Genomic DNA, 23,572 nt, shown 5'->3' with positions numbered 1-23,572 from the left:
TCACAGATGTGGTTTTAATTTTTCACTCGTGAGCGTTTCTCTTTCGTTTTTGCTCATTATCAAACATTAACCACATTTTTTGTGTATCTTATACACTATAATTAACGCTAAAGAATAAATAAGCGTTTGCTGAATGTAATGTGAGAGGGCATCTCTATGATGAGCGGTTCACCAGTGACAGAAACTGATGTCATTATTATTGGCGGGGGAGCAACCGGTGCTGGCATGGCAAGAGACTGTGCACGCCGTGGGTTACGTTGCGTCCTGCTAGAAAGACATGATATTGCAACCGGTGCAACCGGTCGAAATCATGGATTGTTACACAGTGGTGCGCGTTATGCAGTAACAGATCCTGAGTCAGCGCGTGAGTGTATTGAAGAAAACATGATTTTAAAAAGGGTCGCTCGTCATTGTGTTGAAAAAACGGATGGCCTTTTTATTACCCTACCTGAAGATTCTTTAGAGTTTCAACAGACCTTTATTCAATCTTGCCAAGCGGCAGGTATTGATGCTCAAGCGATTTCACCCGAAGAAGCTATTCGCTTAGAGCCTTCTGTTAACCCTAATTTAATCGGTGCAGTTAAAGTGCCAGATGGTACTGTCGATCCTTTCCGTTTAACTGCTGCAAATATGTTAGATGCCCGCGAACATGGCGCTCAAGTACTGACTTATCATGAAGTCGTTGGGCTTATTCGTGAAGGTGACCGTGTTAAAGGCGTGAAAGTTTACGATCATCAAGCGAAAAAACTGTATGAAATTCGTGCACAAATAGTCGCGAATGCAGGGGGAATTTGGGGACAAAAAATCGCTGAGTATGGCGAATTAAAAGTGCGTATGTTCCCAGCCAAAGGTGCATTGTTGATTTTAGGTCATCGTATTAACAATATGGTGATCAACCGTTGTCGTAAACCTGCGGATGCCGATATTTTAGTTCCTGGCGATACAATTTCATTGATTGGTACAACATCAACACGTGTACCTTACGATGAAATCGACAATATGTATGTGACTCCTGAAGAAGTCGATATTCTTATCCGCGAAGGTTCAATGTTAGCGCCAAAACTGGCTCAAACTCGAATTTTACGTGCTTATGCAGGTGTGCGTCCTTTAGTTGCTAGTGATGATGATCCATCTGGTCGTAATGTTAGCCGTGGTATTGTTTTACTCGACCATGCGCAACGTGATGGATTAGAAGGCTTTATTACCATTACTGGCGGTAAATTAATGACTTACCGTTTAATGGCTGAATGGGCAACAGATAAAATCTGCGAAAAATTAAATGTCTCTGCAAAATGTACAACAGCAGAAGAAGCCTTACCGGGCTCTCGTCAGTCAGCAGAACAAGCATTACGTAGCGTTGTTTCATTACCTGCGCCAATTCGTGGTTCTGCGGTTTATCGTCATGGTGATTTAGCCAATAAATTATTGAGCAATGAGCGTAGCGATAAGAGTTTAGTTTGTGAATGTGAAGCTGTTACTGCGGGGGAAGTTCGCTATGCTGTTAACTCTTTAACAGTCAATAACTTACTTGATTTACGTCGCCGTACTCGCGTGGGTATGGGAACATGCCAAGGTGAACTTTGTGCTTGTCGTGCAGCGGGTTTATTGAACCGTTTACAAGTCACTACTCCTCACGAGTCAGAACAACAGCTTGCCCATTTCTTAAATGAGCGTTGGAAAGGTATTCGACCAATCGCTTGGGGTAATGCATTACGTGAAAGTGAATTCACCAGTTGGGTTTACCAAGGTTTATGTGGTTTAGATGCTGATATGATTGAAAAAACAGCTTCAGCGGAGGCAGATAATGAAATTTGACGTCATCATTATAGGTAGCGGACTTGCAGGTTTAACCGCAGGTATTCGTCTTGCTGAAGCCGGTAAGTCTTGCGCAATTATCAGCAATGGTCAAAGCGCACTACATTTCTCATCAGGTTCTCTGGATCTATTAACTCATCTTCCTGATGGTTCATTAGTGACTCAGCCTAAGAAAGCCTTAGCAACATTGGCTGAACTTGCCCCTAAACATCCTTATAGCCGTATGGGTGAAACGCAGGTTTCAACTTTAATTGAGCAGGCTCAAGCATTACTGGCTAGTACAAAAGGCCTTGAATATCAAGGTAATGGTGATGAAAACCATTATCGTATTACACCGGTTGGGCGTTCACGTATGAGCTGGATGAGTCCAAAACGCGTGCCAACTCATGGTGTTAATCAAGCACTGCCGTGGAAAAAGCTGGCGGTTGTTGGAATTGAAGGCTTCTTAGATTTTCAGCCACAATTTGCAAGCAATACGCTGAATGAGCAAGGTGTTGAGTCTATTCCTTATCATATTCACTTACCGTTATTAGATAGATTGCGTGATAACCCAAGTGAATTTAGAGCAGTCAATATTGCGCGCTATCTAGATAAGCCTGAAAACACCAAAGCGTTAGCAGAAGAGCTGAAAAAACATATTGATGACAGTGTTGAAGCGATTATTTTACCTGCATGTATCGGGCTGGATGCAGAAGAGCCTGTGACGCTACTTCAACAACTTGTAGGCAAACCTATCTGTTTATTACCGACATTGCCACCATCACTATTAGGTATTCGCTTACATCAAGCATTAAAACTGCGTTTCCAAAAAGCTGGCGGTTTAATTATGCCGGGCGATCGTGCAGAACAAGTTGATTTAATTGGTAATAAAGTTACAGGTATTCACACTCGAAACCATACTGATATTCCTATTCGTAGCGAATATGTTGTATTGGCAACAGGGAGTTTCTTCAATAATGGTTTAATCGCAGAGTTTGATCGTGTCTATGAACCTTTGATGGAGCTTGATTTGCTAGAGACGTTACCACGCAATGAGTGGACACAAGTAAATGTCTTTGCAAAACAGCCTTATATGCGATTTGGTGTTGATACAGATAGCCAATTAAGACCGATGAAATATGGTGAAGTCTTAGAGAATGTTTACGCCGTAGGTGCTGTATTAGGTGGATTTGACCCGCTTAATGAAGGTTGTGGCGCTGGTGTTTCAATGCTCAGCGCACTTTATGCAGCGCAACAAATTTTACAGCACAATACATCAGAACAGACCACATCTGCGGTTGTGGAGGCAGCACAATGAGTTTACATGATAACAGTTTTGAAGCGTGCATTAAGTGTACTGTTTGTACTACTTACTGCCCAGTTGCAAAAGTAAATCCACTTTATCCTGGTCCTAAACAAGCGGGACCTGATGGTGAGCGTTTACGTCTAAAAGATCCGATGCTTTATGATGAAGCATTGAAATATTGCACTAACTGTAAGCGTTGTGAAGTTGCTTGTCCGTCAGATGTGAAGATCGGTGACATCATTTCGCGTGCGAAACTGAACTACAATACGAAAACACCAAAACTTCGTGATGCTATTTTAAGTCATACGGATTTAATGGGAACATTATCAACGCCGATGGCGCCGATAGTAAATACTATTACAGGATTAAAACCTGTACGTAAGATCTTGGATAAAGCACTTAAAATCGACCATCGTCGCGAATTACCAAAATACTCTTTTGGTACATTTAGAACATGGATGAAAAAACAAGTTGAAGAGCAAGCGCGTTTTAAAGATCAAGTTGCCTTCTTCCACGGTTGTTACGCTAACTATAACCACCCACAATTAGGGAAAGATTTAGTTAAAGTATTCAATAAAATGGAGATTGGTGTTCAGTTATTAAAACGCGAAAAATGCTGTGGTGTTGCATTAATTGCGAATGGTTTTGTTAAACAAGCCAAAAAACAAGCCGCAGTAAACCTTGAATCGCTGACAGAAAAAATTGTTGAAAACAATATTCCTGTCGTTGCAACATCATCAACTTGTACTTTCACTATTCGTGATGAGTATGAACATATTCTTGATGTTGATACATCAAAAGTACGTGAAAATATTGAATTAGCGACACGCTATATTTATCGTTTATTAGAAGAAGGCCGTGAGTTACCACTGAAACATACTCCGTTAAAAGTGGCGTATCACACACCTTGTCATATGGAAAAAATGGGATGGACAGCCTATTCCATTGATTTAATTAAACGTATCCCTGGTGTTGAGGTCATTGTTTTAGATTCTCAATGCTGTGGTATTGCCGGAACTTACGGTTTTAAATCTGAAAACTACGATGTTGCTCAAGGTATTGGCGCGGGCTTATTCCGTCAAATTGAAGAGAGTGGCTGTGATTTGGTGATTACAGACTGTGAAACCTGTAAATGGCAAATTGAGATGTCAACGACGAAAAAATGTGAACACCCCATTAGTTTATTGGCAAGAGCATTATAAGTATTGCCTATTAGATAATAAAAAAGTAACTGATTACTAAGATAACAAGCAGCTAGGGAATAAAAGAGGATCTTTTATTCCCTTTTTTTATTTTTAGTAAAAAAGGGATGAAATATAAGATAATAAGGAAATTAAATAACCTGACACTGTGGTTTACAGGTTATTTAAATACTCTTATTTTTAATGAGAAATATAGGTATTTTGATAAAGCCAAATATTTTGGACTTTTTTAAGTGTGATATTTTGCCCATCAGTCAGCGAAAGAGCTTGTCTTCCCGCCTCGTTAATAATTGGAATATCTAATGCATTAGCTAATACGGTGGTATTAGATAGTGGGTTTCCATGACTTAATAAAATCCCTTTGATCTTGTTGGTATCGAGAGCCATTAATGTTGAAGGGTGAAGTTGTTTTGTCACTAGAATTGCATTTGCATAAGGAGGATGTGTAATTGGAGGAGGGGCAGAGGTTAAATAGCGTAGTAATCGAGATAAAATATCATCTAAATCACTTTCACGAGCACGCATATTATCATCATCCATTTGCGCGTAAGTATCTATTAAATCAATAAATGTCTGCTGTAAGGCAAATTCTGCATTGCAGTGATGTTTACTTATCATGCTACATACGGTCAGTTGTAATTCGGTATTTTCTAATAAGAAGCGATGACTCGAAAAAATATGGGCATATTGCTCTCCAATCTTGCGATAGGCTTCTTCAGTTAACCAGTCTATGTCCTTTTTGGATCGCTCAATCGCTTTAATGAGGCGTTTTTGCTCTTCAAGCAATAAATGAGAGGATATTTTTTTACGAGGGATCACGAAACGATGATAAGGGTATAGCCAAACAGGTGCGGTGATAATTCGGACGGGTTCGTAATTTGTATTTTTAGGGTGAATATTAAAATTAGGAAGATTTTCGCCTAATTGCAGTTTTTTAATTGTAATGGTTTTATGTGCTGCTTTTTCTGCTTCTTCAAGTGAAGCGCCTAGTGCAATGCTATTGGCGGCAGCCAAGGTGCCTTCAACAATCGGAGCCGAACTTAACGCGACATTTGTGGCAATGTTATGCTCAAGATTAGCGATGGCGAGTGCTGCATTTTGTGCTGAATGATAAGTATCGAGTAAAACGAGTACACCTTGCTTGCTATAACACTTTTTAATTGCTGAAAGTATGGTTTCTGGTGACACTTCATTAGCAAGATCAGAAGGTGTTTGATAGTTGGTCGCAATGGCAATTTTTACTTGGCGATCTACAGTCTGATTAACGAGCTCTTTGATACCATTGGCGAGCGTAAGGCTCTTTGAAACTAATACGATACTGACCATAAAACACCCTTTTTTGTAAATGCAAACAGGGAGATAGGCACTCCCTGTTTACTCAGGCTTTAATAAAGCCATTCCCGTCCTAATTGGTCGGCAGTTAAAATCGCGGCATAAACCTTATCGGAATCGATATCAAATGGCATGTTGTAAATTGTCTCACCTTCAGCACAACTTAGCTCAGCAACTGCCATGATTTTTTCATTTAATTCATCGCCTGTTGCATTGATACCTAACTCTTCTAAAGTGACAGGTAGCCCGACTAAAATACAGAAATCAAGGAACTCTTCTAACTCTTCTAATGGGCTGTTTTCTAGTACTAATTGGACTAATGTACCAAAGGCAACTTTTTCACCATGATACATGTTGTGACACTCTTCTAATGCTGTAAATCCATTATGAATGGCATGAGCTGCCGCAAGACCTGCACTTTCAAAACCAATACCACTTAAGAAGGTATTTGCTTCAATAATATTTTCTACCGCAGTTGTACAAACACCTCGGCTTACTGCGAGTTTTGCTTTATAGCCATCTTCTAAAAGGGTGTTATAGCAAAGTTCAGCCAAAGCTAGGGCGGCAAGTGTCGATTTACCTCCTGCCATGGTCTGTTTTTGCGCATGACTACACGCTCTTGCTTCAAAGTAGGTTGCTAAAGCATCTCCCATTCCTGCCACTAATAAACGAGCTGGTGCAGAAGCGATGATGTTGGTATCCATCACGACAACGTCAGGATTTGTTGGGTAGAAAAGATAACTATCAAATGCGCCTAATTCAGTATAAATCACAGAAAGTGCGCTTGTTGGTGCATCAGTGGAAGCAATGGTTGGGGAAATAACGACAGGAAGTTGGCATTTATAAGCAACAGCTTTGGCAGTATCAAGTGTTTTACCACCACCAACGCCGATGATCACAAGAGAGGCTTGTGCTTTTGCAATTTCAGATAGTCGATTGATTTCGTTGTGTGTGCATTCACCATTAAAAAGTTCGAAGTGCCCATTAACTTCATATTGAGACATACTATCTTTAACGGTACTACCGACGAGTTCCATCACAAATTTGTCGGCAATAATCAGTGCTCTATCACCAAACGGCTTCGCGTATTTACCAATATGATATAGCGCGTCTGGCCCTTGAATATACTTAGCGGGGGATTGAATAACTTTTAACATAATAGACTCCTACTATTCGCAAAAGAGAGTAAAAAATCCTTATGGTGAGACTCGTCATCCCAACTGACATATAACAATATGGAGACGTTCTAAGAATACATTAACAGTTTAATGGGTGAATAAAATAATTTATTGTAAATAATTAAGACTTTTTATATTAGCATGTGAAAAACATCCTAATAATGATATTTAAGCAATATTTCGTGAGTTGTTTAACTAATCATGCTAATTAATTACCATGCGAAATATCTACGTAAAATAATAAATTATTCGAATCAGAATAAAGCTTCATAAAATTTACTTATGAAGCTTTATTGTTTGAATTATGACATTTATGTCATTATTTTTTTGCGAGGCGTGCCAGATTATGAGCGAATTTCAGCATAATCTTGTTTTTTGTTTTCTTGTGCGAAAAAGTGACGCAAAATAAAATTCAATAAGACACCATAAGCAGGTAAGAAGAACAGCATACAAATGGTTAATTTAAACACGTAGTCAACTAATGCAATTTCAACCCAATTCTCCGCCATAAATGCGTCAGTACTACGATAAAATGCAATAAAGAAGAATGCGAGTGTGTCGAGTAAATTACCGAAGAACATTGCTGCACTTGGCGCTACCCACCATTTTTGTTGTTGTCTTAAACGATTAAAGACAGACACATCCATGATTTGACCTAACACATAAGCCATAAAGCTCGCTGTCGCAATTCTTGCCACCATGATATTAAAATCAGCTAATGAGGCAAAACCCTGCCAACTGCCTTGGAAAAAAAGCGTTGAGATCAGGTAAGAAATCGCTAATGCAGGTAGCATAACGGCGGTAATAATGCGTCTGGCAAGTGGTGCGCCATAAATACGAACCGTTAAATCTGTTGCCAGAAAAATAAACGGAAAGGTAAAGGCACCCCAAGTGGTATGGAAACCAAAAATGGAAATAGGTAATTGCACAAGATAGTTACTAGAAGTAATTATCAGGATGTGGAACAAAGAAAGCCATAACAGCGCCACCGCTTTTTGGCGGGGAGTAAACGTATACATAAATTGTACCTTTTTAGTGATTGGGGTGAGGGAACCCAATAAAACAGTGATTTCTCTCTTAAATGAGAGGATGCGCATAATACGCCTGTTGCGCAACAAAAGCAAAGGTTAGGGGGAATACCTTTGTGCTTAATGTGCCGTGATGTGAACACGAAAGCGAGATATAATAACGAAATCTGTCAGTGTAAGAAGAATGGTTAATAGAATGAATGCTCAATTTGATGATGCAACCAAGACATTAGATACGCTAGGACTACGTTGCCCTGAGCCTGTGATGTTAGTACGTAAAACCATAAGAAATATGGCATTAGGTGAGACGTTGTTAGTGATTGCTGATGATCCTGCCACAGTGCGTGATATTCCTGGCTTTTGCCGATTTATGGAACATGATTTATTAAATCAAGAGACGCAATCTGCACCTTATCGTTATCTTATCCGTAAAAAAGAGAGCAATCTGTAATTTATACTGTAAATATTGCTTATCATCGCACTAAAAAATAACCCAAACCCCACATACTGAGGTTTGGGTATTGTTATTTTAGCGTGCTTACTCTTTGCTTGAGGCGCTAATTTTTACTCTTAACAGTCTTACGGCATTGGCTGTTACCAGCGCTGTTGCTCCAGAGTCAGCAAGAACAGCAACCCAAAGCCCAGTAATTCCTAATAAGCTTGTTACTAAAAATATCGCTTTTAAACCAAGTGCTATCGTGATGTTTTCACGGATAATTTTACGTGTTGCACGAGATAACTTAATAATTTCAGGTAAGCCAGTTAAACGGTTATGCGTTAATGCTGCATCAGCTGTTTCAAGTGCAACGTCAGTGCCGCTTCCCATGGCGACGCCAATGGTTGCTGCCTTCATTGCTGGTGCATCATTGATACCATCACCCACCATCATTGTGTTATGTGTTTTACTGATTTCCATTACTGAAGTTACTTTATCTTCAGGCAGTAATCCTGCTCGGAAATCCATACCTAATTTTTTCGCAATAGCCGCGGCTGCTCTTGGATTATCACCTGTTAGCATAACGGCATTGATGTTCATCTTTTTCAATAACTTCATTGATTCGACAGCATCACTGCGTAAGGTATCTTGCATAGCAATAACACCGATAAGCTGACTCTCTTTTAATACGACAACCACGGTTTTGCCTTCATCTTCAAGGCGCGCAACTTCTTGTTGCCACTGAGAAGAGAGTGATGTGGCTTCTGATAATTGAGTAGGCGCACTCACCAGAATATGTTGGCTATTTAAATAACCTTCAATTCCTTTACCTGCTAGCGCTTTACGATCTTCCGCTTCAACAACAAGTACACCTTCATCTTGTGCTTTATTGATAATGGCTTTTGCTAATGGGTGATGAGAGCCAATTTCTACGGATGAAGCAAAAGTTAGTACCTCTTTTTCATTAAATCCGGTTTCAGCCACAACATCAGTAACTTGAGGTTTCCCTTCTGTTAATGTGCCTGTTTTATCTAATGCAATAGTATTAACTGTGCCTAATTGCTCTAATGCTGCGCCACCTTTGATAAGCGCTCCGCGTTTAGTTGCCGCCGCTAATGCTGACGTGATGGCGGCTGGTGTTGAGATAACCAAAGCACAAGGACAACCAATCAGTAATAGAGTCAAGCCGCGATAAATCCATGTTTCCCAAGGTTGTGAGAACAACAGGGGTGGAACAATGATAACCAGTGCAGAGAACAGCATAATCGCAGGTGTATAGTAGCGACTAAAGCGGTCAATAAAGCGTTCAATTGGGGCTCTACGCTCTTCAGCTTCTTCAATCAATTGCAAAATACGGTCGATAGCATTTTGCCCTTGTTCAGATACCACTTTCATCTGTACAGATCTATCGACAGATAAACAACCAGCAGCGACCTTTTCGCCTTGTAAACGCTCTACGGGTACGGATTCACCCGTTAATGCACTTTCATCAAAGCTTGCAAATGCACTAACTAGTTCGGCGTCTGTTGGTAAACGTGAACCCGGCGCAATTTCAATAATGTCGCCCGGACGTAATTGCGCAACAGGAACTATTTGTTTTTTACCGTCTTTGACTAATGTTGCTTCTTCTGGCACTAATGCCATTAATGCGCTCACACCTCGACGAGCACGCCCTGCGGCATAAGACTCCAGCATTTCACCAATCATAAACAGCAAGATAACCATTGCTGCTTCTTCGGTTGCATTAATAAATAGTGCGCCAATTGCAGCAACACTCATCAATGTTTCAATAGCAAACGGCGTACCACTGCGAATAAGTTGTAAGGACTTTTTCACAATGGGGAATAGACCAATTAAGGTTGTTGCAAGAAAGGCGGCTCGACCTGCTTGGGGATCAATAAACTCAGCACCCCAGCTAATCGCCATTAAAAGCGCCAGAACAATCACAAATGAGCTTTCTTTTAAGAAGCTCTGCTTCACCATTTTTTGGGATTGGGGGGATGAGAGATCAAAAAGCTCAAAACCAGCACTGTTAATGGCTGCAATCACATCTGCACGTAGGTCGCTATCAGCATCAACGACTAATTTTTCGGTGGCAAAAAGGACTTTTGCTTGTTTTACACCTGCAACTTTGAGTGCTGCTGTTTCAATTTTCTGAGCGCAACTTGGGCAATCCATACCTTGCACTTTCCAGCTAAAACGCTGTTGTGCAATCTTTTCTGGCTCAATATTAGAGACAGGGGCGTTGATATCACAGCTTCCATGAGCGTGATTGTGCCCATCATGGCTATGGTCGTGGTCATCATGATCATGTTGGTGATCATGTTCGTGGGAGTGTCCGTGGTGGTGCTCATCCTCGCATTCAGGATCACTTTTATCTATTTTGGTGTGAGAATGTCCACTTTCAGTATGTGAGTGCGTACTATTCTCTGAGTGACCTGAACAGCATTGAGAGCTTGAGCAGCAAGCATCGGTATGTTTATGATTATCGTGTTGATGAGCATGTTTAGTCATAACTGGCTCTCCTTGTTCAACAAAGTAAAGTCTAAATTTATCTATCTGATAAGTACTTTACAGCTTGGAGTAGAGTCCAGAGTCAAGATACCGAAGGCATATTCATTGGCAAAAAGTGCGAATTAGGTCAAAAAATTAACCCCTTGATTTAAATGTTTAAAACAAGGGGCTGGATTTAAACTAAAGGAACAGAGCTCTGACAATAAAGAAATGGCCAATAAAATAACAGGCGCTGACAAGTCCTTTAGACGCTGAAAATGAGAAGCGGAAGCGGTTGATTAGCCATACTGAGTAAGCAATCACTAACAATAATGAGCCAATCATCACTGATAAGTTGTAATCATTACTTAAGTAGAAGAATTTTTCACCCGCAATCCAAAACATAGCAAATGCGGCTAGTAAAGTTAAAGAAGCTGGAATGGCTAATTTATCGAGCTTAGTCCAAACAATGGCTAGAATGATGATAAAAGCAAGAATCACGAACCCAAGTAAAGGAAGATAGAAAGAGAGTTGGAGTGGTAATAAAAAACTCACCATATAAAGTATGTAACTTAGAAAAACTAAGGCAAGAGAAGGTAGTAAATACTTACCATCAAACATTCTTAAAATATCAGAAAGCAAAGTCGCTAATAATGCACCTACAATTAGGTAACTATTAATATTGTGCTCGGGAACTTGCCATGCCCAGAGTAATAAAAGCAGTAGCGTGATAGGACGGAATAGCCATCGTTGCCAATTAGGACCTCGATATGCGGCGTCGATATAAAGCCATCCGGAGAATAATACGGCGAGAAAAGGCCAACTCATAATATCTTCCTTATATTCAGAACTGTTTTATTATTCATAACAGAAAGATTAATTTAAGAATAGCGGTTAATGACGAAACTGATGGACTTATTAAAATAATATAAAGCACACTGTTTTTTAATCCATATAACGATAGGAATTAATGTAATGAATAAAGCGGCTATTTTAGGAATTGCGGTACTGGTGATTATTATAGCGTCAGCAACTTATCGTTTCTTCGAACAAAGAAAACAGCGGATAAGTGACGATAATTCACCTGTTACACTCTATATGGTTGAAGTAATAGATAAAAAAGAAGTTGCAGCAAATGAACGGCGTTCAAGAGAAAATGATGTAAATGGCCCAGAAACAATACATTATTATCAAGTGACCTTTCGTTTAACCACTGATGATCGTAAAGACTTAGTGTTAAGAATGGATAAATCAGCTTATCAAGATATCGAACCTGAAATGAAAGGGCGTTTGTTTATGCAGGGCAGTCGTTTTGTAAAGTTTGAAACCGATATGCCAAGTGATGAGCCAAGTAATAAATAAGACCGAATATTTATTATTTGGCAACCTCTGGGGTTGATTATCGACCCCAGATAATTGCGAGGATATAACAATATTTACGGCTGTGGTTTAGTTTTATTCTTCTGTTTTTCTTCGTATTCTTTGCGTAATTCTTTTTGTATTTTTAACAGCTCAAAGATCCCAAAGAAGAAAATACGAAATTGTAATGCTGTTGATGGTTTTTGATCTTTAGGTTGTCCTGCTTTATACATAACAATTTGTAATCCATGCATAATCACCATAAAAATCAATGCAATATCCATAAAATATTTTAGAGGCTTAGGAAATGGGGAAATAATATTTAAAAACAGAAAGCCCCAAACACCGACCATTAAAAATCGGCCAAAAAAGATTAACATAGCAGCTCCATAAAAAATTAAGCAGATAAACTGCGAATATAAAGACGATACGCGACTTGCCCTGCGATCTTTTCTCTATGTAATGTCCAATGAGTCGGAATTGTATAAGTCTGTGCTTTAACTTCTTCCTCAATATAAATATAGCAATCTTGCGCTAACCAACCGTTATTTTCTAATAATTGGATAGTGTCTGACAACATGCCTTTATGAAAAGGAGGATCTAAAAAAACGACATTATAAGGCGAACCTTGTTTAGCAAGATATGACAATGCACTGTCTTGAATGACATGCCCATTCTCGGCATTAAGTAAGGTTAAATTTGCGGTAATTTGTTGGGCAACTGCACGTTCATATTCGATAAACGTGGTTTCAAGAGCATAGCGAGAAAGGGCTTCAATGCCTAAACCACCGCTTCCTGCAAAACAGTCAAGGCAACGGGCATTTTGGATAACGGGCATTAGCCAATTAAAGAGCGTTTCTTTTACTCTATCCGTTGTTGGTCGTAATCCTTGGCTATCGAGAACCGGAAGTTTACGACCACGCCATTTTCCCCCAATTATTCTGATTTGTCCCATTGGGGCTTTTTGTGGTTTTTTGGCCATATTATTTTGATTTATATCGTTTAAACGTGAGTTTTGGAGTGTCTTTTGGAATAAGGAATTCGTGTCTGTTGTTATCTCGATGACTTCCCTTGATTTAATCCGGAATAATTTACCATAAAATTCGTATAAAAGATGCGTTTATCCATGATCAAATGATAGACTTCATTATTATTTTCAATATCGTCAATGTAATCGCGCCATGATTTAGTGCGAGGAGTTTAGTAGCTAATGGCAAAAGAAAAAAAAGGTTTTTTCTCGTGGCTCGGTTTTGGGCGTAACAAAGAAGAAAATATTGAGCAAGAGAAAGAACAGCAACGCTTAGAAGAAGAGCGTTTAGAACAAGAACGTTTGGCAAAAGAAGCTCAAGAAGATGCGGCTCGCCAAGCGCAATTACAAGCAGAGCAAGAACGTTTAGAAGCAGAGCGCCAAGAAGCGCAACGTGTTGTGCAAGATAGATTGGCACAAGAGGCTGAAAAACAACGTTTAGAGCAAGAACAAGCCCAGCGACAAGCAGAAATAGATGCAGAGCAAGCGCGTTTAGAGGCAGAACATGCAGAGCAAGCGCGTTTAGCTCAAGAAGCACAAGCCCAACGCCTTGCGCAAGAAGAAGCTCAGCGCCAAGCTGAACTTAAAGCGGAGCAAGAACGTTTAGAAGCAGAGCGCCTAGAGCAAGAACGCTTGGCTCAAGAGGCCGAAGCTCAACGTTTAGCGCAAGAAGAGGAAAACGAACGTCTCGCTATTGCGCAAGCAGAAGCTGAAGATATTGAATCTTTACGCGAAGAAGTGCTGGCAGATAAAGTTGTTGAACAAGAGAAACCTAAAAAAGAAGGTTTCTTTAGCCGACTGAAAAAAGGCTTACTGAAAACTCGCCAAAACTTAGGTTCAGGATTCCTTGGTCTATTTCGTGGTAAGAAAATTGATGATGAGCTGTTTGAAGAGTTAGAAGAGCAACTCTTAATTGCTGATGTGGGCATGGAAACCACAACTAAAATCATCACTAGTCTGACTAAACACGCTACTCATAAAGATCTTAAAGATGCTGAAGCCCTTTACGGTAAATTACGTGAAGAGATGGGCGATATTTTAAGTAAAGTTGATAAACCATTAAATATTGAAGGTAAAAAACCTTTTGTTATTTTAATGGTTGGTGTTAACGGTGTTGGTAAAACAACCACAATCGGAAAATTAGCGCGACAATACCAAGCTGAAGGTAAATCTGTCATGTTAGCTGCGGGTGATACATTCCGTGCGGCAGCGGTTGAACAGTTACAAGTTTGGGGTGAGCGTAATAATATCCCTGTTGTGGCACAACATACTGGCGCTGATCCTGCATCTGTTATTTTTGATGCGATTCAATCAGCCCAAGCAAAAGGTGTCGATGTTCTTATTGCTGATACCGCAGGACGATTGCAGAATAAATCCCATTTAATGGAAGAGCTGAAAAAAATCGTTCGTGTTATGAAGAAATTAGACGAAGAAGCACCACATGAAGTGATGCTGACGTTAGATGCAAGTACCGGACAAAATGCAGTTAGTCAGGCAAAACTCTTTAATGAAACAGTTGGGCTAACTGGATTAACATTGACTAAACTCGATGGTACAGCAAAAGGGGGCGTTATCTTCTCCATTGCTGATCAGTTTAGTATTCCTATCCGTTATATCGGGATAGGTGAAGGTATTGAAGATCTACGTCCGTTTAAGGCCGACGATTTTATTGAGGCTCTGTTTGCCCGCGAGGAGTAGTTTTAATGATCCGCTTCGAACACGTCAGCAAGGCTTATTTAGGTGGAAGACAAGCATTACAGGGGGTTGATTTTCATCTTCGCCCTGGTGAAATGGCTTTTTTAACGGGTCACTCTGGTGCCGGTAAAAGTACATTGCTTAAGTTAATTTGTGGAATAGAACGCCCAAGTGATGGCGCTATTTGGTTTGCTGGTCACGATATCAGTAGACTCAAAAATAGTGAGATCCCTTTTCTGCGTCGTCAAATTGGGATGATCTTCCAAGATCACCACTTATTGATGGACAGAACGGTTTATGACAACGTTTCTCTTCCCCTGATTATTGCTGGCGCGAGTGAAGAGGATATTCGGCGAAGAGTTTCCGCCGCTTTAGATAAAGTAGGACTATTGGATAAAGCTAAAAATTATCCTATTCAACTCTCTGGTGGTGAACAACAGCGTGTCGGTATTGCGCGCGCTGTTGTGAATAAACCGACTGTTTTACTCGCAGATGAACCAACAGGTAACCTTGATGGCGAGCTTTCAGAAGGGATCATGCGCCTTTTTGAAGAGTTCAACCGTGTTGGCGTAACCGTGTTAATGGCGACGCACGATATGTCGCTGATAGAACGTAGAAATTATCGCATTCTTACATTAGGGCAAGGCAGAATGGTGGGAGGACAAAATGGCTAAAGCAAAAAGTTCCCGTAAATCAATGCCAACGCCGGGTGCAAAAACCAAGGCGCTAAAAGGGGGAAGACGCGAACAGTGGCGTTATGCATGGCGTAACACGATGGCAGATTTTTTACGCCAACCGCTCTCCTCTTTTTTAACGGTAATGGTTGTCGCAATATCTCTTACCTTGCCTAGCATCTTTTATATTGTGTGGAAGAATGTCTCAACAGCGGCAGAACAATGGTATCCAACACCACAATTAACTGTTTATCTTGATAAATCTCTTGATGATTCATTAGCTGAAGCCACAATCAAAAAAATTGAAGCCTTAGAAAAAGTCGAAAGTGTTAACTACCTTTCACGACAAGATTCGCTGGTGGAATTTCGTTCTTGGGCTGGCTTTAGTAGTGCGTTAGATATGTTAGAAGAAAATCCATTACCTGCTGTGGCGATTGTGACACCCGTTATGGAGCCTAGCGATCAACAATTAATGGTAAATCTGCGTGATACAGTAGCGAAAATACCTGGTGTTGATGAAGTCAGAATGGATGATAGCTGGTTTTCTCGGCTTTCAACGTTAACGTCATTAGTTGGGCAAATCGCCTTGGTGATTGGTACATTGATGGTTGTTGCTTTGTTACTGGTGATTGGTAACAGTGTGCGTCTCAATATTTTCAGTCGCCGCGATACTATTAATGTTATGAAACTTATTGGTGCAACTGACGGTTTTATTATGCGTCCTTTCCTGAATTGGGGATTAATTCTAGGCTTTATTGGCGCCGTGTTTGCCCTAATTTTTTCAGCTTTACTGGTGTGGAAACTCTCTGATGTAGTTACTCAAGCCGCGACCGTGTTTGGGACTTCATTTTCTATTTCAGGATTAGGTTTTGATGAATCTATCATTCTTATTCTTGTTGCTATGACAATTGGTTGGCTTGCGGCATGGTTGACGACAATGCAACATTTACGTCAATTCACACCAGAATAATCAATTAGAGCACTTTTGTACTTATCCTCTAAATAATGAGAAGATATTTTTTATCAGGCTGGGTTACGTTAATATCGTCACCCAGCCATTTTATCAACACCCCGTCTCTGGCATAATAATGCGCGCACTCTTTTCTACAGTAAGGCAACTGTCATATTTGCTTCAGTGATAGAAAAGTACAAAGATATGTAAACATAGATGCGAGATGAACCTTTAGTCTTTATGCTGGTCGAATAGTCGTTATGATAAAAATACATCGTAAAAAACCTTAACTGACTTCCTATTTAAGCTATATTTAGAAGGCTCATCTACTTTCCCTTACAGCGATAATTTTAATTATTTATTTGATTTTCATGAGGATTTGAATGACAAAAGAAATGCAATCCTTAGCATTGGTTCCGCAAGGCAGCATCGAAGCGTATATACGTGCAGCCAATTCCTATCCGATGTTAACCGCAGAGGAAGAAAAGGAACTCGCTGAACGGCTGCATTACGATGGTGACTTGGATGCGGCAAGAACGCTTATCCTTTCACATCTGCGCTTCGTTATTCATGTTGCTCGCAGCTATTCAGGTTATGGCTTACCACAAGCTGATCTTATCCAAGAAGGTAATATTGGTTTGATGAAAGCGGTTCGTCGTTTTAACCCAGAAGTGGGTGTTCGACTGGTCTCTTTTGCTGTGCATTGGATCAAAGCTGAAATTCACGAATATGTGCTACGTAACTGGCGTATCGTGAAAGTGGCGACCACAAAATCGCAACGTAAACTGTTTTTTAATCTGCGAAAAAATAAAAAGCGTTTAGGTTGGTTTAATCAAGATGAAGTGGAACTTGTTGCAAGAGAATTAGGCGTATCAGAAAGTGATGTCCGAGAAATGGAATCACGAATGTCAGCACAAGATATGGCATTTGATATGACTGCTGATGATAGTGATGATTCACATCCTATCGCCCCTGTACTCTTCTTAGAAGATAAATCTTCTGACTTTGCCGATGGCATCGAAGAAGATAACTGGGATAATCATGCAACGGATAAACTAACGTCAGCAATTGAAACCCTTGATGAACGTAGCCAAGATATTATTCGTGCTCGTTGGTTAGATGATGATAACAAATCGACATTGCAAGACTTGGCGACAAAATACGGTGTTTCTGCTGAACGTGTTCGCCAATTAGAAAAAAATGCGATGAAGAAATTGCGTTTAGCGATTGAAGATTAATCACATTTCAGACCAAGCACACTCTCTCATAAAGTAGAGTATGTTATAAAAGCGATATGAAAATATCGCTTTTTTATTGCTTGGAGAAAAGAATGTGAAAATAGTTATCGCCCCTGATTCTTTTAAAGAAAGTTTAAGTGCAAAAGACGTTGCGATGGCAATAAAACAGGGTTTTTCACGTTACTTACCCAATGCGCAATATTGTTGTATTCCTATGGCTGATGGTGGCGAAGGAACGGTGACATCGCTGGTGGATGCAACGCAAGGCCGTTTTATATCGACACAAGTGTGTTCACCTTTAGGTAAACAAGTGACCGCAACTTGGGGGCTTTTAGGGGATAACACCACTGCCGTGATTGAAATGGCACAAGCTTCTGGTCTTCATCTTATTCCTTCATCTCAACGCAATCCCAATTTAACGACCAGTTATGGTACGGGTGAATTAATTAATGCTGCACTTGAAATGGGCGTTAAAAAAATCATATTGGGATTAGGCGGAAGTGCCACAAATGATGCGGGTTCAGGAATGATGCAAGCGCTTGGTCTAGGTCTTAAAGATAAGTTTGGTACATCTCTGCCGTTTGGGGGACTTGCCTTAGCACAACTTCACTCTATCGATATGACAGCCCTTAATCCTAAACTAAAAAATGTTGAAATTGAGATTGCCTGTGATGTAACAAATCCGTTGTGTGGAGAAAGAGGGGCATCCGCTATTTTTGGTCCTCAAAAAGGAGCGACTAAAGATGATATTACGCAACTTGATAACGCATTACATCATTTTGGTACTTATCTTGAGAAAATGACGCAACGTAGTCTTATCAATATTGTAGGAAGTGGTGCTGCAGGTGGATTGGCTTTGCCTTTACTTGCATTTACGCAAGCAACACTTTCTCAAGGTGTTGAATTGGTGGCTAATGCTGTTGAATTAGAAAAACAGTTAATTGATGCGGATTTGGTAATAACTGGTGAAGGTCGAATGGATAGCCAATCGGCACAAGGTAAAACCCCAACGGGTGTAGCCTTGCTCGCAAAAAAATACCATCTTCCTGTCATTGCTTTGGTTGGTGGTTATTTACCCGATTATGATGTAGTTCATCAGCAGGGTATTGATGCTGTTTTCTCTATTGTGCCGGGTGTTTCTACACTGGCTGATGCACTTCATAATGCGCAAAAGAATCTTAGTGAGACGGCTTATAATGTGGCTAGATTTTATACTATTCGTTCTCGTCATACTTCAAGTTGTAGCGTTGTTGACTAATATTCACTCGCACTAGTCACATACTTATGTATGCTCCTAGCAGAACGGCTGACACACTAGATTCAGCGACAGGAGCAGAATCGAAGTCGGGGTTTCTGTATCGGTTTCTAATGTTAAGAATGTTGATTTGTGACCACAATGGGTGCACAATAACTGTAATTCAACAGGAGTTTCGGTATTAACTCCTGATTATTTGGGAGGTTATTACTATGATAGCTGATGCCACAGTTAAAGCCCGGATCCCGCAGGATGTTAAAGACCGTGCGGTACAGGCACTTGAAAAGATGGGACTGAATACTTCGGATGTGATCCGTATGGTCATGATACGTGTTGCTGACGAGGGTAAACTTCCTTTTGAGGTAAAAACACCGAATAAAAAAACGCAAATCGCCATGTCTGAATTAGATTCAGGAAAAGGTCAGCATTTTGATTCTGTTGATGATCTTTTTGATGATTTGGGTATCTGATGCTTATCCCTGTACAGTCAAGTGCCTTTAAGTCGGATGTAAAGAGACAAAAGAAACGCGGTAAGGATATGGGGAAGTTAAAAACACTTATTGAATTACTGGTTAATGAGGACAATATACCACCGGAGTATGTTGACCATCCTTTGTCAGGGAGCTGGCGGGGGTACCGTGATGCTCATATTGAAGGTGACTGGTTACTGATTTATAAGGTTGATGGTGATGAATTAAGGCTTGCCAGAACTGGTACGCATCAAGACATTTTTAGTAATTATTAACGCTCCTCTGAGAGCGTTTTTTGTTCTCAGGAGAAGCCACAAACAAGTTTGCGAGTTGCAGATCGGCAGGCGTTACCATCAGCATCATGGGGTCAAGCGGTGAAGGGACGAAACCAATGTGCTTATAGAATCGTTTAGCATCATCAGTTAGAGCATGGACCACTACCCCCCGAATGCTTACTAACCCAGAGGCCTGAATAACACGATGACAGGCATCTTTGACCAGCTCTCTTCACTAGAGGAAAAACCTACCAGTAAATAGTTGATTTTGAGAGGAGCAGTTAGTTTCAATGTCATTTCTCCCAAGAGAATTTAGACATCATAGTTTTCTTCAATGCCTTATTGCTAACGGGCGTGGCATCAAGCTGGTTAATAAACTCTTGATATACCTCGGAGCTGACGTTAATCACTCTCAGATCCGCCAATGTTTCCTCAGTAGCACGCCGCGCGGCTTCAAGGACAAATTCAGCACGGTTTTCCCCCACCGCATTTGCTGCATGGTCAATCAGGATTTTATCTTTCGGCTTTATTCTCAAGTTCAGTGATGAACGTGTTACAGGCACATCATTTTGAGTTGGCATATTAACCCCCAAATTTATTGCATATTTTGCTAAGTATGCATAGGTGTAATGTCAATGTTATTACGCTATAAATGCAAGATTACTGGCAGGCGTGATACCAACATAGCGACTTATTCGCTTGTTGTTGAATTATTTAGAGTAAGAACACTGTCAAATATTTAGGGTATAAATATTTGACAGTGGTGATGCACTAAATTGATGGTGTGCTAAAAAAGCATGAGCAATATCATACCCGCTTTCTTCTGCTGATAAGCTTATTGCCTGCCAATGGTGAATATCAGGATAGGCAGATAAGCATTGTGTCAGTAAATAATGTCCAACACCGCGACGGCGTGTTACTTCTCTTACCATAAAATCAGAGATAACAGCTTTCTCATTCGATAATTTCACCCAGCAAGCGGCTAACAATCGTTCGTTAAATCTTGCCACAAAGAGTACATTCTCGTTGTTGATCTCGTTTTTTAGGGCTGATTGATAACGTGCATCTTGCCAAATTTTGCCTAAATCAATACGGTCTTGTTCAGAGGGCTGTGTCAGTTTTTCAATGGTCAGTTTCATTAAATATCCTGTTAGTTTGCAGTTTGTTTTTTTTCTTTTAATGAAGACATTAAGGTCTTAATGGTGAAACACAATGCCAAACTCGTTAAGATCACACAAGAATAAAAGACATATTCATAATTATTGTCAGTCACAAAATAGACTGAAATCATAGGTCCCGCAGCCATTCCACAATAACGAATAAAGTTATAAATCCCCATTGCCGTTGCTCTCATCGAGCTAAAATAACTTGTCAATAATGTCGTGTGCGTTGGCATGGTTAAACCTAAAGAAAACCCATATAACACGGTTAAACCAAGCATTATCGGTAGTGAGATTTGCCAAAATAGTGCAAATAACATCAACATAATCAAATTGATACAAGAGGTGAATATCACTCCATATTCAACACTAAATAGATGGCAAACTTTACGATAGAAATAGCTACCTAAAATAAGTGCAATCGACATTGGTACATATAATCCACCAATTTCAGTACTGTTTAGCTGATAGAGATGAAAGGCAATCAAGGGTAAAAATACCAAGAGGCAAAAATAGTTATAAAACACCATAAAACTTATTACAAAAACGGATTTACCCGCAGGTGCAGTGAGCACTTGTTGCATTGCAGATAAGCTTTTAAAGGGATCTTTTTGCTCAGGACGTGTTTCTGGTAAATAAAAGAGATGGGTAATAAGCAATATGACACCTATAACCGCCAAGAAAATAAAGATGCCTTGATATTGGTAATGTTGCGCTAAATATCCCCCTAATAAAGGACCACAAGCCGGCGCTAGCGCTAATAGCATTTGATACGATCCCATTGCTTTAGCACGATCGTTTCCTTGATAAAGATCGCCAAGAATAGTGGCGGCAACCACAGGGATAGCGGCGATACCTATAGCTTGGATCACACGCCAAAAAATTAATAAATTTATAGAATCAGACCAAACACAACCCAATGCACCCACAATAGAAACGGCTAATCCACTGAGTAAAATCGGTTTTCTTCCCCATTTATCAATCAATGAACCATAAAATAGTTGCATAACAGCCATCGCAAAAGTAAATGCAGATACCGTTAAATTAACCAATGATAACGTGGTATTAAATTGCTGCTGGACCAAGGGAAGTACAGGAGTATAGATATTTTGTGCCAAAGAGCCTAATAGTGCGCTAAAGCAAATAAGATAAAACAGACTGCGGATTGATAATTTCATTATATTGCCTCTCATTATTTTTGTTTCCATGGAAACAAAATAGATAATAGCGATATTTTGATTGTTGTAAATGCTTTTGGTACTATTTTATAAAATATTTTTTCCAAGGAAACAAAATGGCAAAAGAGAGTGTAACAACACAAGATTTACTAAAAGGGTTAAGTGATTTTTTGCATCTTAAAGATGAGCGCACAGATAGCAGCCATAAAAAAGTATTAGAAGAGAATGGGTTAGATAATTATTCACTTACTGAACTGCATGTGATCCATTGTATTGGCGAAGAGAGTATGAGAAATCTCACAACCATCAGTGAATATATGTCTATGACACGAGGGGCTGTCTCAAAAATTTGTAGTCGTCTACAAAAGAAGGGAGCTATCGAAAAAATAAAGTTAGCAGATAATCAAAAAGAAATATTTTTTATCTTAACTGCTGAGGGAGAGCGTCTTTTTCATGCTCATGAGGTGTTGCATCAACAATCTCAAGCAAAATGGTCTGCACTATTTGAGCAATATGATCAGCAAGAAAAACAGGCAATTAAACGCTTTTTTAGCGATGTTGTGGATAGTTTTCGTCAGTCGCAATAAATAAACCTGAAAAGAAAACCCCCATACCATGAGATATAGGGGCAAGATAATTATTTCTTATCTTCAGCGATGCGATTACGCATATTATCCGCACGCTCTTTTGATGGTGGGTGAGAAGAGAACATACTTGATTCTCCGCCACCTAATTTAGCGAGCTTATCAAAAGCTGTGACTAAACCGGCAGTATTCACACCGCGTTTTTTCAGCAGATCGTAAGAGAAATTATCAGCTTCTGATTCTTGATGTTGAGAGAACTGGGCATTAATTAATTTTTGACCCATTTCTGCTAATTGAGAGCTACTTAATTGTGCCGCTACACCACCTGCTGATGCCGCTGCTGTACGTGCAGCAACTGTTGCGTGAGCAACTTGGATTGCTTTACGAGTATGACCTAAGGCAACGTGACCCATTTCATGACCTAAAACGCCTTCTACTTCATTATCTGTCATCAGATCCATTAAGCCACTGTAAACACGCACACAACCGTTAGCCATTGCCCATGCATTCACTTCTTTATCCATATAAACTTTATAGTTTACAGGTGTACCATTAACTTCATTACCTAATGCTTTAGCGATGTTATTTAAGCGTTTGGTGTAGTTGCTATTTGCAGGAGCAACTTTATTTTGTGCATCCATTTCTTTACAAGCATCATTCGTTAACGCTTTGATATCGTCATCACTTAATGTCGCTGCTTGGAAAAGTTGAGTTCCTGATTTGGTTAGCATATCCGTATTCATGTTTTGGCAACCAGAAAGTAGCGCTGCTGATACCATCACCGTAGCAAGTAATTTAATTTTCATTTTTAATTAAGTCCTTTTCTGCTTTGCAGTTTATATAATTGCAGATCAAATTCGAGCAGAAGAATAACAGCGCTTATCTATCGGTGCAATATAAGCATTTTATGTGAGAAATATTATCTCAATATATATT

24 protein-coding genes and 1 pseudogene are annotated in these 23,572 nt (G+C 39.9%); 13 read left to right on the top strand and 12 right to left on the bottom strand.

All coding sequences use genetic code 11. The features are described from left to right. Positions 1-156 precede the first annotated feature (156 nt). From glpA to glpC, 3 genes are read left to right on the top strand one after another with little or no spacing between them, the layout of a single operon-like run. Positions 157-1,815 carry an anaerobic glycerol-3-phosphate dehydrogenase subunit A gene (gene glpA, locus ABN236_RS06455; protein ID WP_171455253.1) on the top strand — a complete coding sequence of 553 codons (1,659 nt, stop codon included), beginning with the start codon at positions 157-159 and terminating at the stop codon, positions 1,813-1,815. Beyond that, positions 1,805-3,112: a glycerol-3-phosphate dehydrogenase subunit GlpB gene (gene glpB / locus ABN236_RS06450; protein WP_349473606.1), complete on the top strand. Its 1,308-nt coding sequence runs from the start codon at positions 1,805-1,807 to the stop codon at positions 3,110-3,112. The genes glpA and glpB overlap by 11 nt, the downstream gene beginning before the upstream one ends. Beyond that, positions 3,109-4,302, top strand: coding sequence for an anaerobic glycerol-3-phosphate dehydrogenase subunit GlpC (gene glpC, locus ABN236_RS06445; protein WP_088493856.1), 1,194 nt, complete (start codon positions 3,109-3,111; stop codon positions 4,300-4,302). Before glpB ends, glpC begins: the two co-directional genes overlap by 4 nt. Before the next feature lie 180 nt (positions 4,303-4,482). On the opposite strand, the gene ABN236_RS06440 is transcribed toward glpC, so the two are convergent. From ABN236_RS06440 to ABN236_RS06430, 3 genes are all read right to left on the bottom strand, one after another. Further along, the gene (locus tag ABN236_RS06440) at positions 4,483-5,628 is read right to left on the bottom strand and encodes a phosphoenolpyruvate-utilizing N-terminal domain-containing protein (RefSeq protein WP_270756875.1); all 1,146 of its coding nucleotides are present in this window, start codon (positions 5,626-5,628) and stop codon (positions 4,483-4,485) included. A gap of 59 nt (positions 5,629-5,687) precedes the next feature. After that, positions 5,688-6,791, bottom strand: a complete 1,104-nt coding sequence (locus ABN236_RS06435; RefSeq protein WP_349473605.1) for a glycerol dehydrogenase — start codon at positions 6,789-6,791, stop codon at positions 5,688-5,690. A 365-nt stretch (positions 6,792-7,156) separates the two neighbouring features. Then, on the bottom strand, positions 7,157-7,831 hold the full coding sequence (locus tag ABN236_RS06430) for a 7-cyano-7-deazaguanine/7-aminomethyl-7-deazaguanine transporter (protein ID WP_088493853.1): 675 nt from the start codon (positions 7,829-7,831) through the stop codon (positions 7,157-7,159). Between the two features lie 205 nt (positions 7,832-8,036). Here ABN236_RS06430 and tusA point away from each other — a divergent pair, with 205 nt between their 5' ends. Then, positions 8,037-8,291 (top strand): sulfurtransferase TusA, encoded by a 255-nt coding sequence (gene tusA / locus ABN236_RS06425; protein WP_036933135.1) that lies wholly within the window; start codon positions 8,037-8,039, stop codon positions 8,289-8,291. Between the two features lie 87 nt (positions 8,292-8,378). Here the strand turns inward: tusA and ABN236_RS06420 are convergent, their stop codons facing one another. Then, a complete protein-coding gene (locus tag ABN236_RS06420) occupies positions 8,379-10,790 on the bottom strand; it encodes a zinc/cadmium/mercury/lead-transporting ATPase (RefSeq protein ID WP_349473604.1) in 2,412 nt (803 codons plus the stop codon). Between the two features lie 180 nt (positions 10,791-10,970). Next, positions 10,971-11,597: a lysoplasmalogenase gene (locus ABN236_RS06415; protein WP_194951748.1), complete on the bottom strand. Its 627-nt coding sequence runs from the start codon at positions 11,595-11,597 to the stop codon at positions 10,971-10,973. A 147-nt stretch (positions 11,598-11,744) separates the two neighbouring features. Between ABN236_RS06415 and ABN236_RS06410 the strand changes: the two genes are divergently transcribed. Then, entirely contained in the window at positions 11,745-12,131 is a 387-nt protein-coding gene (locus tag ABN236_RS06410) for a DUF2500 domain-containing protein (protein WP_349473603.1), read from the top strand. A 74-nt stretch (positions 12,132-12,205) separates the two neighbouring features. Here the strand turns inward: ABN236_RS06410 and ABN236_RS06405 are convergent, their stop codons facing one another. Continuing rightward, on the bottom strand, positions 12,206-12,508 hold the full coding sequence (locus ABN236_RS06405) for a DUF1145 family protein (RefSeq protein ID WP_075672964.1): 303 nt from the start codon (positions 12,506-12,508) through the stop codon (positions 12,206-12,208). 17 nt (positions 12,509-12,525) lie between these two features. Then, on the bottom strand, positions 12,526-13,110 hold the full coding sequence (gene rsmD / locus ABN236_RS06400; protein ID WP_194951750.1) for a 16S rRNA (guanine(966)-N(2))-methyltransferase: 585 nt from the start codon (positions 13,108-13,110) through the stop codon (positions 12,526-12,528). 228 nt (positions 13,111-13,338) lie between these two features. Between rsmD and ftsY the strand changes: the two genes are divergently transcribed. From ftsY to ABN236_RS06365, 7 genes are all read left to right on the top strand, one after another. Next, positions 13,339-14,853 carry a signal recognition particle-docking protein FtsY gene (gene ftsY, locus ABN236_RS06395; protein WP_349473602.1) on the top strand — a complete coding sequence of 505 codons (1,515 nt, stop codon included), beginning with the start codon at positions 13,339-13,341 and terminating at the stop codon, positions 14,851-14,853. 5 nt (positions 14,854-14,858) lie between these two features. Continuing rightward, positions 14,859-15,524 (top strand): cell division ATP-binding protein FtsE, encoded by a 666-nt coding sequence (ftsE, locus tag ABN236_RS06390; RefSeq protein ID WP_023583735.1) that lies wholly within the window; start codon positions 14,859-14,861, stop codon positions 15,522-15,524. Next, complete coding sequence (gene ftsX / locus ABN236_RS06385) at positions 15,517-16,494, top strand: permease-like cell division protein FtsX (protein WP_349473601.1); 978 nt, start codon at positions 15,517-15,519, stop codon at positions 16,492-16,494. The genes ftsE and ftsX overlap by 8 nt, the downstream gene beginning before the upstream one ends. Before the next feature lie 365 nt (positions 16,495-16,859). Then, the gene (gene rpoH, locus ABN236_RS06380) at positions 16,860-17,714 is read left to right on the top strand and encodes an RNA polymerase sigma factor RpoH (protein WP_023583733.1); all 855 of its coding nucleotides are present in this window, start codon (positions 16,860-16,862) and stop codon (positions 17,712-17,714) included. A 94-nt stretch (positions 17,715-17,808) separates the two neighbouring features. Next, on the top strand, positions 17,809-18,972 hold the full coding sequence (locus tag ABN236_RS06375; RefSeq protein WP_349473600.1) for a glycerate kinase: 1,164 nt from the start codon (positions 17,809-17,811) through the stop codon (positions 18,970-18,972). Positions 18,973-19,181: 209 nt separating this feature from the next. Further along, positions 19,182-19,439: a type II toxin-antitoxin system RelB/DinJ family antitoxin gene (locus ABN236_RS06370; RefSeq protein ID WP_088493845.1), complete on the top strand. Its 258-nt coding sequence runs from the start codon at positions 19,182-19,184 to the stop codon at positions 19,437-19,439. After that, a complete protein-coding gene (locus tag ABN236_RS06365) occupies positions 19,439-19,714 on the top strand; it encodes a type II toxin-antitoxin system YafQ family toxin (RefSeq protein ID WP_349473599.1) in 276 nt (91 codons plus the stop codon). The genes ABN236_RS06370 and ABN236_RS06365 overlap by 1 nt, the downstream gene beginning before the upstream one ends. Here the strand turns inward: ABN236_RS06365 and ABN236_RS19335 are convergent. The 4 genes and pseudogenes from ABN236_RS19335 to ABN236_RS06350 all read right to left on the bottom strand — a co-directional run. Then, positions 19,701-19,946 (bottom strand): annotated as a pseudogene (locus ABN236_RS19335) (hypothetical protein); the annotation flags it as partial. The gene ABN236_RS06365 and the pseudogene ABN236_RS19335 overlap by 14 nt on opposite strands. A gap of 61 nt (positions 19,947-20,007) precedes the next feature. Beyond that, entirely contained in the window at positions 20,008-20,295 is a 288-nt protein-coding gene (locus tag ABN236_RS06360; RefSeq protein WP_349473598.1) for a type II toxin-antitoxin system TacA family antitoxin, read from the bottom strand. Between the two features lie 150 nt (positions 20,296-20,445). After that, positions 20,446-20,853, bottom strand: a complete 408-nt coding sequence (panM, locus tag ABN236_RS06355; protein ID WP_349473597.1) for an aspartate 1-decarboxylase autocleavage activator PanM — start codon at positions 20,851-20,853, stop codon at positions 20,446-20,448. A gap of 11 nt (positions 20,854-20,864) precedes the next feature. After that, on the bottom strand, positions 20,865-22,052 hold the full coding sequence (locus ABN236_RS06350) for an MFS transporter (protein WP_349473596.1): 1,188 nt from the start codon (positions 22,050-22,052) through the stop codon (positions 20,865-20,867). Positions 22,053-22,168: 116 nt separating this feature from the next. On the opposite strand from ABN236_RS06350, the gene ABN236_RS06345 reads away from it, so the two are divergent. Next, positions 22,169-22,639: a MarR family winged helix-turn-helix transcriptional regulator gene (locus ABN236_RS06345; protein ID WP_088493841.1), complete on the top strand. Its 471-nt coding sequence runs from the start codon at positions 22,169-22,171 to the stop codon at positions 22,637-22,639. 50 nt (positions 22,640-22,689) lie between these two features. Here the strand turns inward: ABN236_RS06345 and loiP are convergent, their stop codons facing one another. Further along, the gene (gene loiP, locus ABN236_RS06340) at positions 22,690-23,442 is read right to left on the bottom strand and encodes a metalloprotease LoiP (protein ID WP_088493840.1); all 753 of its coding nucleotides are present in this window, start codon (positions 23,440-23,442) and stop codon (positions 22,690-22,692) included. Positions 23,443-23,572 lie beyond the last annotated feature (130 nt).

Source organism: Proteus sp. fly-1013 (assembly GCF_040140245.1).
Classification (GTDB): domain Bacteria; phylum Pseudomonadota; class Gammaproteobacteria; order Enterobacterales; family Enterobacteriaceae; genus Proteus; species Proteus mirabilis_B.
This window is presented reverse-complemented; position numbering and strand designations above follow the sequence as displayed.